Source organism: Luteimonas sp. AC640a, assembly GCF_979256585.1.
Genome location: NZ_CEEDOV010000013.1, coordinates 1 through 16,881, shown reverse-complemented (window position 1 = coordinate 16,881; position 16,881 = coordinate 1). Strand labels below are relative to the sequence as shown.

Annotated in this window: 15 protein-coding genes; 5 read left to right on the top strand and 10 right to left on the bottom strand. The window is 68.8% G+C overall.

Annotated elements, in window-relative coordinates; translation table 11 throughout:
* Window positions 1–42: 42 nt before the first annotated feature.
* From ACZ9YD_RS12985 to ACZ9YD_RS12970, 4 genes are all read right to left on the bottom strand, one after another.
* Complete coding sequence (locus tag ACZ9YD_RS12985; protein ID WP_465075670.1) at window positions 43–1,041, bottom strand: RDD family protein; 999 nt, start codon at window positions 1,039–1,041, stop codon at window positions 43–45.
* 328 nt (window positions 1,042–1,369) lie between these two features.
* Window positions 1,370–1,843 carry a DUF494 family protein gene (locus tag ACZ9YD_RS12980; protein ID WP_310152417.1) on the bottom strand — a complete coding sequence of 158 codons (474 nt, stop codon included), beginning with the start codon at window positions 1,841–1,843 and terminating at the stop codon, window positions 1,370–1,372.
* A gap of 33 nt (window positions 1,844–1,876) precedes the next feature.
* A complete protein-coding gene (gene dprA / locus ACZ9YD_RS12975) occupies window positions 1,877–3,028 on the bottom strand; it encodes a DNA-processing protein DprA (RefSeq protein ID WP_465075669.1) in 1,152 nt (383 codons plus the stop codon).
* Window positions 3,029–3,117: 89 nt separating this feature from the next.
* Entirely contained in the window at window positions 3,118–4,275 is a 1,158-nt protein-coding gene (locus ACZ9YD_RS12970) for a LysM peptidoglycan-binding domain-containing protein (RefSeq protein WP_465075668.1), read from the bottom strand.
* A 135-nt stretch (window positions 4,276–4,410) separates the two neighbouring features.
* On the opposite strand from ACZ9YD_RS12970, the gene def reads away from it, so the two are divergent.
* From def to ACZ9YD_RS12950, 4 genes are all read left to right on the top strand, one after another.
* Entirely contained in the window at window positions 4,411–4,929 is a 519-nt protein-coding gene (gene def, locus ACZ9YD_RS12965) for a peptide deformylase (RefSeq protein WP_465075667.1), read from the top strand.
* Between the two features lie 91 nt (window positions 4,930–5,020).
* Window positions 5,021–5,947, top strand: coding sequence for a methionyl-tRNA formyltransferase (gene fmt / locus ACZ9YD_RS12960; protein WP_465075666.1), 927 nt, complete (start codon window positions 5,021–5,023; stop codon window positions 5,945–5,947).
* Between the two features lies 1 nt (window position 5,948).
* Window positions 5,949–7,244: a 16S rRNA (cytosine(967)-C(5))-methyltransferase RsmB gene (gene rsmB / locus ACZ9YD_RS12955; protein ID WP_465075665.1), complete on the top strand. Its 1,296-nt coding sequence runs from the start codon at window positions 5,949–5,951 to the stop codon at window positions 7,242–7,244.
* Window positions 7,245–7,283: 39 nt separating this feature from the next.
* Window positions 7,284–8,117: a glycosyltransferase family 2 protein gene (locus tag ACZ9YD_RS12950; RefSeq protein ID WP_465075664.1), complete on the top strand. Its 834-nt coding sequence runs from the start codon at window positions 7,284–7,286 to the stop codon at window positions 8,115–8,117.
* Between the two features lie 239 nt (window positions 8,118–8,356).
* On the opposite strand, the gene ACZ9YD_RS12945 is transcribed toward ACZ9YD_RS12950, so the two are convergent.
* Window positions 8,357–9,127: a glycosyltransferase family 2 protein gene (locus tag ACZ9YD_RS12945; RefSeq protein WP_465075663.1), complete on the bottom strand. Its 771-nt coding sequence runs from the start codon at window positions 9,125–9,127 to the stop codon at window positions 8,357–8,359.
* Window positions 9,128–9,223: 96 nt separating this feature from the next.
* On the opposite strand from ACZ9YD_RS12945, the gene ACZ9YD_RS12940 reads away from it, so the two are divergent.
* Window positions 9,224–10,156, top strand: coding sequence for a glycosyltransferase family 2 protein (locus ACZ9YD_RS12940; RefSeq protein ID WP_465075662.1), 933 nt, complete (start codon window positions 9,224–9,226; stop codon window positions 10,154–10,156).
* Here ACZ9YD_RS12940 and ACZ9YD_RS12935 read toward each other — a convergent pair.
* From ACZ9YD_RS12935 to ACZ9YD_RS12915, 5 genes are all read right to left on the bottom strand, one after another.
* Complete coding sequence (locus ACZ9YD_RS12935; RefSeq protein ID WP_465075661.1) at window positions 10,153–11,412, bottom strand: PepSY-associated TM helix domain-containing protein; 1,260 nt, start codon at window positions 11,410–11,412, stop codon at window positions 10,153–10,155. The two genes, ACZ9YD_RS12940 and ACZ9YD_RS12935, sit on opposite strands and share 4 nt — an antisense overlap.
* Window positions 11,413–11,421: 9 nt before the next feature.
* Window positions 11,422–13,557, bottom strand: coding sequence for a TonB-dependent siderophore receptor (locus ACZ9YD_RS12930; RefSeq protein ID WP_465075659.1), 2,136 nt, complete (start codon window positions 13,555–13,557; stop codon window positions 11,422–11,424).
* A 74-nt stretch (window positions 13,558–13,631) separates the two neighbouring features.
* Window positions 13,632–15,182, bottom strand: coding sequence for a PH domain-containing protein (locus ACZ9YD_RS12925; protein ID WP_465075658.1), 1,551 nt, complete (start codon window positions 15,180–15,182; stop codon window positions 13,632–13,634).
* Entirely contained in the window at window positions 15,169–15,732 is a 564-nt protein-coding gene (locus tag ACZ9YD_RS12920; protein ID WP_465075657.1) for a PH domain-containing protein, read from the bottom strand. Before ACZ9YD_RS12920 ends, ACZ9YD_RS12925 begins: the two co-directional genes overlap by 14 nt.
* A gap of 10 nt (window positions 15,733–15,742) precedes the next feature.
* Window positions 15,743–16,663 (bottom strand): lauroyl acyltransferase, encoded by a 921-nt coding sequence (locus ACZ9YD_RS12915; RefSeq protein WP_465075656.1) that lies wholly within the window; start codon window positions 16,661–16,663, stop codon window positions 15,743–15,745.
* Window positions 16,664–16,881 lie beyond the last annotated feature (218 nt).

Genomic DNA, 16,881 nt, shown 5'->3' with positions numbered 1-16,881 from the left:
GGACGTCCTTGTCGGGTGATGGAAACGCGGTGGTGTGTGGGGTCAGAGCGAGGCGGCGATACCGGCCAGGACCACGGCGCCGACACCGAGCAGCAGCAGGCCGGCCCACAGCACGAGGATCACGATGGCCACCGTGCCCAGCGTGCGCTGCTGGTGTTCGGGATGGTCGGTGTAGGCCCACTGGTCCACGACGTAGGTGCTCGCGACCATGTCGTGCAGGCCCTGCTTGCGCTCGGTGAACAACGCGACCAGGTACGCGATGCACAGCGTGACGTAGGCGAGCAGGTGCGACGCCCATCGCGCGAACGCTCGCCCGCGGCTGATGCGGCCGCCGTCGAGCCCGGTGACCTTGATGCCGACGGCCATCTTGCCGAGCGTCGCCTGGCGCGCGGACGACTCCATCAGCACGTAGTAGAGCCCGCTGACCAGCGGCCAAGCGAGATAGATCACCGCGATCAGGAAGATGCCCGCGACGCCGAAATCGGGCGTGCCGGATCCCAGCCGCCCGAGCGTGCCGCCGAGTCCGAACAGCACGATCGCAGCGAGGACGATGGCGTAGTAGACCGCGGTGACCAGCAGCGAATCGATGAACAACGCCGCCGCGCGCTTGAGAAAGCCCGCATCGATGACATCGCCGCCGTGCACGACATGCGCGGCGCGGACCACCGGCGCGACCGGCGGCGAATAGGGCGAGGCCGCGTCGGACGCAGTCGCTGGCTGTGCGGGCGGAACCCGCGCATCGCCGGCCGGGCGCCAGCCGTCGTCGACGGATTCTGCCGGCGTTCCGGCATCTGTTGTTGCAGGCGCGACCGGTTCCAGCGCCCGGCCGTCCGTCGTCGTGGCCGCGACGGGCGACGCCGTCGGATCCACCAGTCCCAGCTCGTGCGCCAGCGCGTGCAGCGGCGTCCAGCCATCCAGCTCGTCGCGCCACAGCAGCGTCCCGTCACCGAGCGTGCCCTGCTGGCGCAGCTGCAGCAGCGCCGGCGTCGTGATCGGGCCCTGACGGGTGTTGGTGGTGTCGGCGTAGTACCACTCGGTCATCGGGCAGGCGTCCTTCTCGTTCGGGCGTACAGGCGGTGTGGCGGTGGGTGACGGGACTCAGGCTCGGCGACGTTCCGGTGGTGTCTGTGAAGCGCTCGCCCGGGGCGGCGTCGGAGAGAACCCGGCGTCGGCGCGCATCTGGCCGGTGCGCCCATCGTCGGGCGTCGCGTGGAACGAGGTGTCCGCCATCGATGATCCTGCCGGGCCGGACGTCCGGCCGCTCCCCGTGTTCATCCTACAGCGGCACTGTGGGCGGCCCAAGACACCTGAAACGCGACAGGCGCCCGGGTGGGCGCCTGTCGGTGTCTTCGTCGAACGGGTTGCCGCGTCAGTGCACCGGCTCGGGCTCGTCGGCGAACATCTGCGTTTCCATCCACGCGTAGGCCGCTTCGCTGCCGGGCTGGTTGAACAGCACCATCAGCACGACCCACTTCAGATCGTCGAGATCCAGTTCGTCCTGATCGAGCGCCATTGCCCGGTCGAGGACCAGTTCGCGCTGGTCGGCATCGAGCACACCGTGTTGTTCCAGGAACAGCAGGAAACCGCGGCAATCGACATCGAGCCGGTCGAGTTCGGGACCGGAGAACACGCGGGTCGGGCCGTTTGCGCGAACCACCGGCACGGCCGGACGCTGGTCGGCCAGCGCATCGAGCCAGTCGAAGGCCTTGCTGACTTCGGCGGGACTGAAACCGGCCTGGAGCAGGCCGCTCTGGAGGGAGTCGCGATCGCGGACGAGGTCCGCATCCTCGGTGAAATAGTGTTCGAACAGGTACAGCAGCACATCCAGGATGCTTTCTTTCATTTCCCCTCGGCCTGCGCCCTTGGGCGCGTCGTGTCAGGACTTTCGGGAATACCGACCGTGCAGCTGAGCCACACGTCCATCCAGCTCCATGGACAGCAGCATGGCCGACGCCCGGGCGACCGTCAATCCACTGCGCGCGACCAGTTCATCCATACCGGTTGGGTCGTGCCCGAGGGCCTTCCACAACCGGTTGTAGTCAGGGTCGACGCTGTCGGGATCGGATGCGGCACCCGCGCCAGCCGTGTTCAGTATCGTCTCGACGCTCTGGATGGGGGCGTCGAGCCTCTCTCGCAAGGCGTCGGCGAGTTCGCCGGCGATCGCGGACAGGGCGCCGGTCACCTCCTCGGGCGCTTCGACCAGGGTGGCGCCATCGCGCAGCAGGCGATGGCAGCCGCGGGCCATCGGGTTGTGGATCGAGCCGGGGATGGCAAAGACCTCGCGACCCGCGTCGGCAGCCAGGCGCGCGGTGATCAATGCGCCCGAGCGCTGCGCGGCCTCGACCACCAGGGTGCCGAGCGCGAGCCCGGCAACGATGCGGTTGCGGCTGGGAAACTGCTCGCGTCGCGCCGGCGTGCCGGGCGCGTACTCGCTCACGACTGTGCCGGCTTCGACGATGCGCGCGTGCAGGCGGAGGTTCGAGCGCGGGTAGGGCATGTCGATGCCGCTGCCGAGCACGGCGACGGTATCGCCACCCGCATCGAGCGCCGCACTGTGCGCGGCCGCGTCGATACCGCTGGCCAGACCGCTGACCACCGACAGGCCATCGAGGGCGAAGCGCCGCGCGAACAGCGCCGCGTTGTCACGGCCGCCCGCGGTCGGCGCGCGGCTGCCGACCACGGCCACGCCGGCGTGCCACAGGCGGCAGGGATCGCCTTCGACGAACAGCGCCAGCGGCGGCGCCTGCATGCGCTTGAGCAGCAAGGGGTAGTCGGGATCGTGCCAACCGATCACATGGCGCGCAGGTGCGCCGGCGAGCCAGCGGCGCCAGTCGTCGACCGCGTCTTCCGGACCGCTTAGCGCCGCGCGCTGCGCGGCATCGAGACCGGCTTCGCGCCAGGCCGACGCGCCGCCCGCCAGCGCGGCGGCCGGGCCTTGTGCATGTTCGAGCAGGCGGCGCCGCGGCGCAGCAGCGCCACCGGCGTGGATCAAGCGCAGCAGCGCGTGCAGATCGGCATCGTCGTCCATGACTGAAGCCTAGGCCGCACACGAAAACGGCACCCGAAGGTGCCGTCGTCTGATGCCGTCGGGAAAGCCCGCGCAACGCGGGCGCGCCCTTACTGTTCGGCGTCGGGGTGCTTGAGCGTGTAGCCGACGCCGGCCGGCTTCTCGCCTTCCATCACCAGCGCATAGCTGACGAAGTCGAAGGTCAGGAACACCATTGCGTGCGCGGCGTACTCGTCCGGCAGGCGGTCACGACGGGTGCCTGCATTCGGCGACTCGGTGATGCGCGAGGTGTTGGGATGCGCCACGCGATCGACGTTGTGCGAACCCGTGCGCCAGACCGAGAACACGGTGCCGTTGTCGACGCCGTTCTGGTGGCCGGCCGAAATCGCGATGACGTCGCGCGGGCCGCCGGTGACCAGCATGTCGGCGACGCCGATCACGCGGGCTTCGGAGGCGAGTGCGTCGGCGCTCGGCGGATGTGGGAAGAACTGCAGGTCGTAGGGCTGCGGATTCACCGGCACGATGCGGTCGCCTGCGCGGGCCTCGTAGCCGTTGTTGTCCAGCGCCAGCGCTGTGGTGTCGCTCTGCGCGGTGGGGCCGTGCACCACCGTGCCGACGCCCATCTGCACCATCTCGTAGCCGAGGAACGCGTCCTGCTGGCGCGACTTGGGCTGGGTGTGCGACCACAGGTTGCTTTCACCCGGGATGCGCTTGCCGCGGAAGTCGAGGTCACGCGAACGACGCGCGCCGTAGAACTCGGTGGCGGCGCGCAGCACCGCGTAGCGTTCGCCCGGACGTGCGGTGTCCAGGCCCTTGACGTAGACGTTGCGGTCGACGCTGCCGCGCAGGCGGCCGTCCTCGTAACCGAGCACGTAAGGCAGGGTCTCGAAGTCGAACACGATGCGGCGGTTCTTGAGGAACGGCTCGATATCCGACAGCGGGATCGCACCGATCGGCGCGACGTCGACCGGGCGCGGGCCCGGTCGCATCGTCACGCGATTGAGATACGCCAGGCTGATCACGTCGCCCGGATAGATCAGGTGCGGGTTCGCGATCTGCGGATTGGCCTGCCAGATTTCCGGCCACAGCCATGGCTTTTCGAGGAACCGACCGGCGATGCCCCAGAGGGTGTCGCCGCGGACCACGACATAGGTCTCGGGATGATCGCCGCGCATCTGCTGGGCAGCTGCGAACGTGGTGACAGTCAGCAACGCAACGGCACAACCCGTGCGGAACGACCTTGAAAGGCGTTGAAGCGTGCCGGCCATCTACCTGCTCCCCTTGGATTTTTCCCCTTGCAGCGGCGCAATATAGCCTGAAAGGTCCGCGCGGACGCAAGTGTGCGTCGCGTTACAATGGTTGTTTCGTCCACGCGGCTGTGACCGCCTTCGCTATTCGACCCCATGGCCCTGCTCGAGATCCTCGAATACCCCCATTCCCGCCTGCGCAAACTGGCCGAGCCCGTTGCGGCCGACCGTTTCGCCGACCCCGCCTTCCAGCGCATGCTCGACGACATGTTCCAGACCATGTACGAGGCGCCCGGCATCGGCCTGGCCGCGACGCAGATCGATACCCACGAACGCTTCATGGTCATCGACGTGACCGAAGGCCGCGAGCAGCCGCTGGTGTTCGTGAACCCGGAGATCCGTGACCGCTCTGCGGATCTGCGTGTCCATACCGAAGGCTGCCTGTCGATCCCGGGGATATTTGCCGACGTGACCCGCGCCGACGGCATCACCGTGACCGCGCTCGATCGTCACGGCAAGCCGTTCGAACTCAGTGTCGATGGCCTGCTGGCGACCTGCGTGCTGCACGAGATCGACCATCTCGACGGCAAGCTGTTCATCGATTACCTGTCGCCGCTCAAGCGCGACCGCGCGTTGAAGAAGCTCGAGAAGCTGCGCAAGGACGAGCGCGGCTGAGTCGACCGCCGCGCGCGGCGCCGATGGATCCGACGGCGCTCGCCGTCACCGCGTCACGCCGAGGCAGTACGCCTTCCAGGACACCACGCTTATGAAACTCGTCTTCGCCGGTACGCCGGATTTCGCCGTGCCCTCGCTGCTTGCGGCCGATGCCCGCCATGAAGTGGTCGCCGTCTATACCCAGCCCGATCGTCCCGCCGGCCGCGGCCGCGCACTGACCGCGTCACCGGTCAAGCAGATGGCGGTCGAGCGTGGATTGACCGTGCACCAGCCCGAGCGGCTGAAGGGCGCCGAGGTGCTCGACACCCTGCGCGCGCTAGAACCCGACCTGATGATCGTCGTTGCCTATGGTCTGCTGCTGCCGCAGGCGGTGCTCGACATCCCCAAGTACGGCTGCTGGAACGTGCATGCCTCGCTGCTACCGCGCTGGCGGGGTGCCGCGCCGATCCAGCGCGCCATCCAGGCCGGCGATGTCGAGACCGGCGTGTGCCTGATGCAGATGGAGAAGGGGCTCGATACCGGGCCAGTCCTGCTGCGCCAGTCCACGCCGATCACGCACGAGGACACCGGCGGCAGCCTGCACGACCGGCTCGCGGCGCTGGGTGCGCAGGTGTTGTCCGACGGCCTGGGCCTGTTGCGTGCCGGTATGCAGCTCGGGCCGGCCGCGCAGCCGGAGGCAGGCGTGACCTACGCGCACAAGCTCGACAAGGCCGAGGCGCGACTGGACTGGTCGCAGCCGGCGCGCGTGCTGGCCGACACCGTACGTGCCTTCAATCCCTGGCCGGTGGCGGAGGCGGATGTCGCCGGTGAGCGTCTGCGCATCCATGGCGCGAGTCTCGCGCCACTGGTGCATGGGCAGGCACCGGGCAGCGTTCTGGCCGCTGGCCGCGCGGGCATCGTGATCGCATGCGGCGAGGGCGCGCTGCGCCTGCAGCGCGTGCAGCGCGCCGGCGGTCGTGTGATCGACGTGGCCGACTACCTCAACGCGCGCAGTGATCTGCGCGGCGCGGGCGCCTGACGTGGATCACGGCGCACAGGCCCGGCTCGCAGCGGCGCGCGTCATCGACGCGGTGCTGCATCACGGCCGCTCGTTGAAAGCGGAACTGTCGACGGCACTGGCCGGCATCGACGACGTGCGCGACCGCGCGCTGGTCGAGGCCATGGCCTTCGCCGCGATCCGCCATCAGGGCCGCTATGCCGCCGCGCTGTCGCGCTGGATGCCGCGTCCGCCCGGTGCGCGCGATGCACCGCTGCGCGCGCTGATCTACGCCGGCTTCGCCCAGCTCGATCCGATGGGCCTGCCGGCGCACGCCGCGCTCAATGCGACCGTCGATGCCGCGCGCCTGCTGGGCCGCGCGCACCAGGCAGCCCTCGTCAACGCGCTGCTGCGACGCGCGCAGAAGGACGGTCTGCCGAGCGCGGGCGCCGATGCCGCCTGGCCTGCGTGGTTGCTGCAGGAAGTGCGCGCCGACTGGCCGCAGGATGTCGAGGCGATCCTCACCGCAAGCGCCGCCGCCGCGCCGCAGTGGCTGCGGGTCAACACCCGCCGCGGCACGCGCGACGCCTATTACACGCGGCTGATCCAGGCCGGTCTGCAGGCCGACGTGCCGGACGGCATGCCCGACGCCTTGCGTCTCGCGACGCCGGTGCCGGTCGATGCCTTGCCGGGCTTCACCGATGGCGATGTGTCGATCCAGGACGGCGCTGCGCAGCGCGTGGCCGATGCGATGCAGCTGGCGCCCGGCGCGCATGTACTCGATGCCTGCGCCGCGCCCGGCGGCAAAAGCGCGCATCTGCTCGAATGCGATCCCGCGCTGCGTCTGCTGGCGATCGACATCGCCGCGCCGCGCGTCGCGCGCATCGAACAGACCTTCAGGCGTCTGGGCATCGGCGCGCAGGCACGTGTGCGCACCGCCGATGCACTGGACACCGCGCGCTGGTGGGACGGCACGCCGTTCGACGCCGTGCTGCTGGATGCGCCGTGCTCGGCGACTGGCATCGTGCGTCGTCAGCCCGACGTGCTGCTGCACCGTCGCCCCGCCGATCTCGATGCGCTCGCCGCGCTGCAGGCGCAGCTGCTCGATGCGCTGGCCGCGGTCGTCGCGCCGGGCGGCACGCTGCTGTACGCGACGTGTTCGATCCTGCGACGCGAGAACGCCGACCAGGTTGAAGCGTTCCTCGCGCGCCATGCGGACTTTGCGCTCGAACCGCTGGATGCGCGCTTCGGCCGCGACACCGGCGCCGGCCACCAGCGCCTGCCCGGCGAATCGGGCATGGACGGCTTCTTCTACGCGCGCCTGAAGCGCCTGCGCTGAGCCCGACCCGACACCGGGCCCTCGCTTAGAATCACCGGCATGCAGACACCCGCCGCCAGCCTGATCATCAGCGCCTACAACAACGCCGACTGGCTGCAGCGGTGTCTGTGGGGCTATGCGCAGCAGGACCGGCAGGATTTCGAACTGATCGTCGCCGACGATGGTTCCGGCCCGGCGACGCGCGAGATGCTCGCGGCGCTCGCGCCGGACCTGCCGTATCCGCTGCGACACGTCTGGCACGAGGACGCCGGTTTCCGGAAGTGCACCATCCTCAATCGCGGCATCGAGGATGCACGCGCTGACTATCTGATTTTCTCCGACGGCGACTGCGTGCCGCGCGCTGATTTCGTCAGCCAGCATCTGCGCCTGCGCGAACCGGGCCGGTATCTCGGCGGTGGCTACTGCAAGCTGCCGATGGACCTGAGTCTGAAGATCGACCAGGCCGTCATCGCACGCGGGCTGCACACCGATCTCGACTGGCTCAAGGCCAATGGCCTGCCGCGCAAGAAGCGTTCGCTGAAGCTCTGGGCGCGTCCTGGGTGGCGCGAGCGCGTGCTCAATGCGACCACGCCGACGAAAGCGCGCTGGGCTGGCAACAATGCGTCGGGCTGGAAAGGGGACCTCGTGCGCGTCAACGGTTTCGACGAGCGCATGACCTACGGCGGCGAGGATCTCGAACTCGGCGAGCGGCTCGCGAATGCCGGCGTGATCGGCAAGCAGATCCGCTTCTCGGCGGTGTGCATCCATCTCGACCACGCGCGTGGCTACGTGAAGCCGGAAATGAAGGCGGCCAACCAGGCGATCCGCGATGCAGTCGCCGCCGGGCGGCTGACGTGGACCGAGTTCGGTCTGGTGCACGGGCCCAGGCGTTAGGGGGGGACCTCCCGCAAGACACCTGCAGGCGTCGTTACCGCGCAGGCTGAAGCGCTTTTCAACAGCCGAATGGCTGGTCAATCCATGGAGGTCAATTCATTGAACGCAATGTCCATGGATCCCCGCCTACGCGGGGATGACGGACAGAAAACTCGCGAGACGCCACGCATGGCATCCCGAAATTCGATGGGTGTCGCTGCGCTCGATCCATCCTGCGGATCGGTTGAAGCGCGTGGCGGTCAGGACAGGCTGCGCAGCCGCCGGTATTTCTCCAGCACGTAGTCGGCCTGCGCCTTGTGGAAGCGCCAGCCCGGGGCGCCGTCGAGAAATGCACCGCGCAACAGGTATTGCTTGAGCAGGTACGCGGCCGCGTGCAGCGGGCCATCGACTGCATTGGCGCGCTTGCCGGCATCGCGCCGCTGCTGCGCCCACAGCGCGGCGTACTTCGACAGCTTGGCGACGTGCTCGGCATGGCTGCGCGAGGTGTCGTGTTCGAAGTCGGCGTCGAGTTTCGCGACCGTCTTGCCTTCGAGATCCGGGCGCTCGTGGACCTGGGAGGGCAGGTAACGCCAGCCCGCGCGGACCAGACGTTCCATCGGTTCGCCGCCGCGCAGGCGATGGCCGAGGAACCAGTTGCGACGGGTCAGCAGCCAGGCGTCGGCGGTCTCCACGCGGCCGTCCGCGAACAGCTTGCGGACTGTTGCGTCGGTGCCGGGCGACAGCCATTCGTCGGCGTCGAGCAGCAGCAGCCAGTCGTGTACGGCCAGCGTATTGGCGAAGGTCTTCTGCGCCGCATAGCCCAGCCAGTCCTGGTGCACGACGCGTGCGCCATGCGCGGTGGCGACCGCGACGGTGTCGTCGGTCGATCCGGAATCGACGACGACCAGTTCAGCGCACAGGCCGCGCATCGAATCGAGACAGCGGCCGATGCGGTCGCCCTCGTTCCTGGTGATGACGACGCCGGAGATCGGCAGCGGCGCGGCGGCGGGTGCGGGTGCGGGAATCGACATGCCGAGATTGTCGCCGATCGCGCCGGCGGCGTCCGGGCGTGGCGGGGCGCATTGTTATGATGCCGGCGCCGCATGCGCGGCGTCGCCCCGATGTCCATGACCGCTCCCGTCCGCCCCACCGTCAGCGTGCTCGTCTCGAGCTACAACTACGCCGCGTTCGTCGTCGAGGCGATCAAGTCGGTGCTCGCGCAGGCGGAAAGCGCGCTGGAAATCATCATCGTCGACGACGGCTCGCGCGACGGCTCGCCCGAGCTGCTGCGCCGCCATTACGGTGACCACCCGAAGATCCAGGTGATCGAGCAGGCCAACGGCGGCCAGCTGCAGGCCTGGATCACCGGCTTCGCGCAGGCGCGCGGCGACATCATCGCGTTGCTCGATTCCGACGACCGCTGGAACCCCGACTATCTGCAGCGCATTGTCGACGTCTATGCCGCGCGGCCGGAAGTCGATTTCGTCTACACGAACATGCAGCTGTTCGGCGATCTGGACAAGCCGATGTTTAAGCCCGGTCCGGATCGCGATCTCGGCCTGTCGATCCTGCTCAACGCCTACTACCACCGCTTCCAGGGCGCGGCGACATCGGCGGTGAGCCTGCGCAGCACACTGATGACCCGGTTGCTGACGCTGCCGCCCGAGCGCGCCGCCGACTGGCTCTCGCGTCCTGACGACTGCATCGTCTACGGCGCCGACATCCTCGGCGCGCACAAGATCTATCTGTCCGACACCCTGGTTGGCCATCGCGAACACGGCAGCAACGCGCTGAAGTCGTTCGGGCCATCGCCGTTGCGCGTGTATCGCCACGTCGTCGGCAGCGAGCGCATGCTCGAGTTCTATCGCCAGCAGGCCGGCATCACGCCGCGCTGGTTGCGCATGGCCAAGGCCGAATTCCGCACCAAGCCCGCGCCGACGTTCTGGGAACTGCGCGCTTACAGCTGGTTGCTGTTCCAGGCGCCGATGCCGCTGGCCAAGCGCATCGAACACTGGGTCGGCATGGTCTCGCACTACCTCAAGTCGCGACGCGCGCGCTAGGCGGCGCGCAGCGCAGTGGCCAGGAGCCAGGCCCAAACGCACAGCAGCGGAATCCAGATCCAGCGCCAACGTGCCACGCCGGTCCACACCTGGCGCCATGGGCTGATGGCCCGGGCGACCGTGTTGCCCTGGCGCCGCGCCGCGGAGCGCAGCGCATCGGACACGCGCAGGCCATAGAGATAGACGCCGGTCACGCTCAGCGTGGTGAGCAGGACGCCGGACACGAACCACAGCCAGCGGACCGGCCACCCGCCGAACGTACCGAAATGCAGGGGATCGGCCATCTCGGAGATGCGCTGGTGGATGCCCATGTCGCGGCCATCGCGTTGGCCTGTCATGCGGCGGTCCTGCAGGTCGTAGCCGACCGCATTCGCACGGTCGCGCACCAGCCAGGCCTGCGCTTCGCCATCGAGCAGCAGACTGCGCGTGCTCACGTCGTGCAGGCCGCGGACCTGCAGTTCCGGCCACCGTCGTGCGACATCGGCGACCGCGTGATCGATCGCGTCCGCATCGGCGGGGGCGGTGGCGATCTCGGCGGAGGGGAGCGCGATCTCCGCAGCACGGCCTGCGCCGCCGCCCAGCGATTCGACGAGATACCAGCCGCCGGTCAGCGTGATCACCACGATGAACCACACGCTCCAGACGCCCGCCAGACGATGCACGTCGCCCCACAGTCGACGCGGCCTGTCGGCTCGAGGCAAGGTCAGGAAGCCGCGCCACCAGCGCTTGTAGATGTACAGGCTGCTGATCAGCGTCAGCAGCAGCGGCACCGCCAATGCCGAGACGAGCGGCACGCCGATCTTCAGCGGCAGCATCAGGTGCCGGTGCGTATTGCGCAGGATCCGCTGCGCGTTGAACCACGTCGTGTCACCGGTGACGCGTCCGTTGTAGGGATCGACCCAGACGAAGCGGCGCGCGCCATCGGGCAGGCGCATCACCGCGCGCGCAGCAAAGCGCGACGCATGCGGTGCAGACAACGATTCAAGCGTCCACTGCGGATACGCCCGCTGCACGGCCGCCGTCATGTCGCCCCAGCTGGCGTGTTGCGTGTTCGGCGTGACGCGCGCTTCGGAAAACACCAGCCAGTCGATCTCCTGCGAGACCGTCGCCAGCGTGCCGGTCAGGCACACGAACGCCATGAAAATCGACAGCTTCAGGCCGATCCAGCTGTGCAGGTCGAACCACAGGCGACGCCCGCCGCCGCCCTTCGGGGCTGCGGCGGTCGTGTGCTGGCGCGCGGCTGGCGTGGTGCTCACGTGCGTCGATCAGAACGTGTAGGCGGCCTGCAGGTAAAGGCGTCGCGGTTCGCCGGGGAAGTGCCCGTTGCGGGCGATGAAGCCGCTGGCCGCGTAGACCTTGTCGAAGACGTTCTTGACGTTGGCCTGGAATTTCCACGACCGCCAGTGCGTCTGCCAGCTCACGTCGAACACGGTGTAGGGCTTCACGCGCTGGCCGTCGAGGCTGACGCGTTCGCCGGTGTAGTCGAGGCCGAATCCAAGGGCCGACGACAGCGCCGGCAGATCGTGACGCGACCACAGCCCCAGCTTGTTGCGCGGCGCGTTGGCAAAGCGGTCGCCGGATGCATTGACGATGCCGTTGCTGCCGGCATCGATCACGCGCGCATCGTTCCAGGCGTAGGCGAGGTTGAGCACCCAGCGATCGGTGACGTCGGCCAGCAGGTCGAGCTCCAGGCCTTCGCTGCGTACCAGGCCCAGCGGGGCAAGCTGGTTGACGCCGTCCACGACATCGCCGGTCGCCTGCACGATGTTGCTGCGCTCGATGCGATACAGCGCGGTGCCGAGCGTGATGCGTCCGCCGGCCAGTTCGGTTTTCAGGCCCGCTTCCCACTGCCGGCTGCGCTCGGCTTCGAACGGGCCGCCGGCGGCCGGATCCTGGTTCGCGGTGGCCTGCGGCAGGAAACCGCTGGCCACGTTGGCGTAGGCGTTGATGCCGTCGGTCAGCGCGTAGGTACTGCCCAGGCGCCAGCTCAGATCCTGGCCGTCGCCCGCTCGGCCGGTAACGCGATCCTCGTCGTCGAACCCGTCCCAGCGCAGACCCGCCAGCACGCGCCAGCGCGAGGTCAGTGCGATCTCGTCCTGCACGTAGCCGCCGTAACGGACGCCGCGTGTGCGCGTCGTGCGCCACGGCAGCGCGTCGAGACCGTAATCGAACCAGCCGCTGCGTCCGTACACCGGCGCGAACAGGTCGATGCCCGGCACCGGGCCTGCATTGCGGGCGAGGTCCGCGCTGTTCGCCGTCTGCGCGGCAAAGTCCGCGTCGAGCCGGTACCAGTCGGCGCCGAACAGGAGCTTGTGCTCGATGGCGCCGGTGGAGAAGCGCCACACCGCATTACCCGCCACGGTCAGGCCTTCGTTATCCCGGATCTGGTTGCGCAGCTGGCGTGTCATCCATTCGGCGGTGCCGTCGCGGTCGCGATCGATCAACCCCATCGGCTCGTGATAGATCTGGTGCTCGCTGTTTTCGAACCAGCGCGCCGACAGATCGACATCCCAGTCCGCCGAGGGCGATGCGCGGTACTGCGCCAGCGCGACGCGCGCGTCCATGTCGAGGAAGTCGGTTGCCTCGTTGTGGTTCCAGCGGCGGTCGGTCAGGAACGTGCCGGCATTGTTCACCGGCACGCCGCGCAGGCGGTTGCCGCCCTGGTTCTGCGTGATGTCGGTGAGCTGCAGCGTCAGTTCGCCGGTCTGCCCGACATCGAACGCCACCGATGCGTCGCCGATCCGGCTTTCGCTGTCGGCATTCCAGCGCACGCCCGCGTCGCCGTCGGCATGCAGGCCGAGCCGATAGCGGGCGCCGGGCGCAATGGCGCCGGTGGCTTCGAAGGAGCCCGACGCGTAGTCGGCGTTGCCGGTGGCCACGTCGATCCGGCGCCGTGCCTGTGCCTGCGGCTTGCGGGTCACGTAGTTGATGATGCCGCCCGGTTCGCCGCCGCCGTACAGTGCGCCCGCCGGTCCCTTGAGCACTTCCAGGCGTTCGATGTTGAACAGCTGGGGCACCGAGAATCCGGCGTACGGATCGCCGCGCAGTCCGTCATAGAGCACGTTTTCCTGACGGAAGCCGCGCAACGTGACGCCGGCATAGCTGAAGAAGCTGATCCCGCTGATGCTGCGATAGAGATCGGTGACATCGTGCGCCGCCTGATCGTCGATCAGCTCGCGCGGCAGCACCTGGATCGACTGCGGCACCTGCGACAGCGGCGTATCGGTGCGTGTGCCCACCGCGGCATCGTCACGGCGATAGAGGCTCTGCGCGCGCCCGACGACACGCACCGTGTCGAGGTCGGTCGCTGCAGTATCCGCGACGTCCTGCGCAAAGGTGGCGAGCGTTGGGAGACAGAGCGCGACTGCAACGGCAAGGAAAACGGATCGACGGAGACGCATTGCGAGGCAGCCAGACGGTGCGGGCCGCACATGATAATGAATCTCATTGCTAAAAACAGAGGATCAGTCGCCGATTACCAGCGCAGCGGGCGCCTCGCGATCGTGTGGGCGAGTGTCGCGTGGATGCGCTGGGCATCGTGGAGCGACAGGAAGCGCAATCGCAATGGAGTGGTCAGGGCGTTGGCGCCGGCGGTGTCGAGCCACACCGAGGCCATGCCGAAGCGGCGGTCCAGCGGCGACTGGCGCAGTTCGACGGCCTGCAGCTTGCCGAGTTCGGCGAAGCGCCAGGTGCGCGACCACCAGCCTTCGCGCACGGCGACCAGTGCATCGTCGACCGCGTAACCGGCGCGCGCGGCGTGGCGGCGGGCAACGAACATCGACCACGGCAGCCACAGCAGGCCCAGCGCGCCCCACCACTGGAAGAACCAGGCCAGCGCGGCGCACAGGCCGACGGTCACGAACAGATCGCCGAGCATCAGCCGTTGCCAGGCGCGTGGATGCAGCGGCTGCCAGTGCTGCGGCGGCCATGACGGCAGCAGGGCGACGTCGCGCACGATCGCATCGCAGGTGTCGGGCGATGCAATCGGCGCGAGTGCATCGAGTCCGCGCTGCGCGTTCGCATTGCCCTGGCCGTCGCCGGTGCGCGCGCTGGCGGTGTCGATCTCCAGCGTGCGACGCGCGAACAGGCGGTGCAGCACGCCTTCCTGTTGTGTCCACGCCTGGATCCGCCGGCGCGGCACGCTGCTGCGCGACCGGCCCAGCAGGCCGCGCTCGACGGTCAGCCGCCGGCCCTGCCGCTGCAGTCGGAAGCCGTGATAGCGCAGCAGCGACAGAATCACCGAGAACGCGCGGATCAGCACCAGCGCCGTCGCGAGCGCGCCCATCAGCACCAGACCCTTGGCCATCCACGTCGTCGCAAAGCCGCTGGCGTAGCCGAACGCCTCGCGGCCGTATTCGACCAGCAGGCGCCCCATGGCGCGCTCGGGCATGACCTGGAACGACAGCGCGACCGCACCGGCGACGACGATCAGCCCACGGTTCGAAATCAGACCGAGCTTGATCACCTCCCAGGTCGACAGGGCCAGCAGTGTCGTGCCGGCGGGTGCGGCGACCGGCGTGCCGTCGGGCGTCGCAACGCTGGCATCGGTGCGGCCGCGATCGCGGATCAGCTGTTCGAGCGCCAGTGCCTCGGGCATGCGCAGCACGCGCATCTGCGCTTCGGGCTTGGTACCGCCGGCCGATTCCAGTCGCACTTCGGCGACGCCCATCAGGCGATGCAGCAGGGTCTGGTGGATGGCGACGTTGTGGATGCGCGAATACGGAATCTGCCGGACGCTGCGTTCGAGCAGACCGCTGCGCACGATCAGGCGGTCGTCGTCGATGCGGTAGCGGAACGTCAGGTACTGCCACACCGACACGACGACCAGTGCGCCGACGCCGATCATCGGCAGCCACCACGGATAGCCGTCGTCGCGACGGCCGCCGGCGAACAGCAGCACCGCCAACGGCACGATGAACTGCCGCAGGTTCTGCAGCAGCACGAACAGCCACGAGCCCGGATGCAGGCGGCGCTCGTGGTTCTCGGGCAGCAACGCCTCGGGCGCGGCCGGCTCAGGCGTCGTCATGGTCGTCGTCACGGGCGGCGCGCGCGGCCAGCGTGTCGCGCAGACGCTCGGCTTCTTCGAAGTCGAGACCCGACAGCGACAGCGCGCTATTGCGGGTGCCGGCAGTGTGCACGATCAGCGTCGCCAGTCCGAACGCGCGTTCCAGCGGGCCGCGTCGCACGTCGAGATGCTGCACCCGGTTGCCGGGCACGCGCGTGTCGCTGCGCCACATGTGCCCGCGTCGCACGCCGAAGCCGTCGTCGTCGAGTCGCCAGTGCGTGCGCAGCCAGCGCCGTCGCGCAACCCACACCGTCCAGGCCGGAATCACCAGCAGCAGCGCGCCGGCGATCGCGAACGACAGCGGCTGGCGATCGGCGGCGATCAGGCCGACGCCCAGCGCGATCGCCAGCGGAATCAAGGTGCCGATCAGCGTGGCGATCGTCGCCAGCGTGCGCGCACGCAGCGGTAGCGGCTGCCAGACGTCGGTCTCGAGCTGCAGCTGCGGCGCGGGCGCCATCGATGCGTCGGGCAAGGGTGGCGGGGTGGACACGTGGTCTTCGCTGGCGGTCATCGGCACGGGCTCATCGTCGGCGTTCGAGGTCGAGATAGGGGTTGTCGTCGTGGGAGCCGGACGGCCGGGCCTTGTAACGTTTGTAGGTCCACTGGTACTGCGCCGGATCGCGCCGCGCGATGTGTTCGACGCCGGCGTTGAGTGCGGTGGTCGCACGCACCAGATCGGCATCGGCGATCGCGGGATGCGCGGGTTCGATACGCAACGCGAAATCCGGACCGTCGCCAATGCGCTCGCAGTACGCGAACAGCACGGTCGCGCCGGTGCGCTCTGCGAGGCGCGATGCCAGCGTCATCGTCAGTGCGGGCAAGCCGAAGAATGGTGCGAATTCGCCGTCGCCGGCCTTGGGCTGCTGGTCGGGCAGGATGCCGACGACGCCGCCGTCCTTGAGCGTCTTCCACAGCTGCCGCACAGCCGGGCCTTCCGCGCGCACCTGCCGCACGCGGTCCGGAACGCCGGCGCGCACGCGGCGCAGGAACGCTTCACCGATCGCCGAATCCGGCGCGCGATAGAGGATCGAGATCGGCGTGCGTGCGGCCAGCCACTGGTTGAGCAGCTCCCAGTTGCCGTAATGCGGGGCGCAGACGATCAGACCGCGGCCATCGGCCAGTGCTGCGTCGAAAAGACCGACGCCGTGCTGTTCGCGCAGCATCTGCAGATTGCGCGCATGCGGACGTGTCCACAGGCGCAATGTTTCCAGCGTCTGCAGCGCGGTCGTGCGCAGGATTGCCTGCTGCAGCGCCGCGCGTTCGTCGTCGGTCAGTTCGGGATAGGCGAGTTCGAGATTGCGCAGCGCGACCCGGCTCTCGCGGCTGCCCGCGAGTCGGCCGAGCGCAGCGACTGCGCTGGCGATGCCGCGCAGCACCGGCGCCGGCAATGCGCCGACGAGCGCGGCGAGCAGATAAAGAATGCGTGCGATCAGATCCGGCATGCCCGAAGTCTAGGCGGTGTCGCGCGGGTGGGGATAGGTGTGGGCTTACGCTTGGGCGTTGGCGCTTGTTTTGGCTCTTGCTTTTGCTTTGGCTCTGGCCCTCGCTTTGGCTTTCGGCTTTTGATTTCAATCGAGCCGTAGAGCGAGCCGAGCATCGCAGGGCGGCGGGGTCGAAGAGCAGCCCGTGTCTGAGCGCAGCGAGTTTGGGCTGCGTGCCC

Excerpts from the sequence above, each read along its gene's own strand:
- ACZ9YD_RS12980 (WP_310152417.1), bottom strand. The coding sequence starts at position 1,843 with ATGAAAGAAAGCATCCTGGATGTGCTGCTGTACCTGTTCGAACACTAT.
- def (WP_465075667.1), top strand. The coding sequence starts at position 4,411 with ATGGCCCTGCTCGAGATCCTCGAATACCCCCATTCCCGCCTGCGCAAA.
- ACZ9YD_RS12950 (WP_465075664.1), top strand. The coding sequence starts at position 7,284 with ATGCAGACACCCGCCGCCAGCCTGATCATCAGCGCCTACAACAACGCC.
- dprA (WP_465075669.1), bottom strand. The coding sequence starts at position 3,028 with ATGGACGACGATGCCGATCTGCACGCGCTGCTGCGCTTGATCCACGCC.
- ACZ9YD_RS12940 (WP_465075662.1), top strand. The coding sequence starts at position 9,224 with ATGACCGCTCCCGTCCGCCCCACCGTCAGCGTGCTCGTCTCGAGCTAC.
- ACZ9YD_RS12985 (WP_465075670.1), bottom strand. The coding sequence starts at position 1,041 with ATGACCGAGTGGTACTACGCCGACACCACCAACACCCGTCAGGGCCCG.
- ACZ9YD_RS12920 (WP_465075657.1), bottom strand. The coding sequence starts at position 15,732 with ATGACCGCCAGCGAAGACCACGTGTCCACCCCGCCACCCTTGCCCGAC.
- ACZ9YD_RS12915 (WP_465075656.1), bottom strand. The coding sequence starts at position 16,663 with ATGCCGGATCTGATCGCACGCATTCTTTATCTGCTCGCCGCGCTCGTC.
- ACZ9YD_RS12930 (WP_465075659.1), bottom strand. The coding sequence starts at position 13,557 with ATGCGTCTCCGTCGATCCGTTTTCCTTGCCGTTGCAGTCGCGCTCTGT.
- fmt (WP_465075666.1), top strand. The coding sequence starts at position 5,021 with ATGAAACTCGTCTTCGCCGGTACGCCGGATTTCGCCGTGCCCTCGCTG.
- ACZ9YD_RS12945 (WP_465075663.1), bottom strand. The coding sequence starts at position 9,127 with ATGTCGATTCCCGCACCCGCACCCGCCGCCGCGCCGCTGCCGATCTCC.
- ACZ9YD_RS12970 (WP_465075668.1), bottom strand. The coding sequence starts at position 4,275 with ATGGCCGGCACGCTTCAACGCCTTTCAAGGTCGTTCCGCACGGGTTGT.
- ACZ9YD_RS12925 (WP_465075658.1), bottom strand. The coding sequence starts at position 15,182 with ATGACGACGCCTGAGCCGGCCGCGCCCGAGGCGTTGCTGCCCGAGAAC.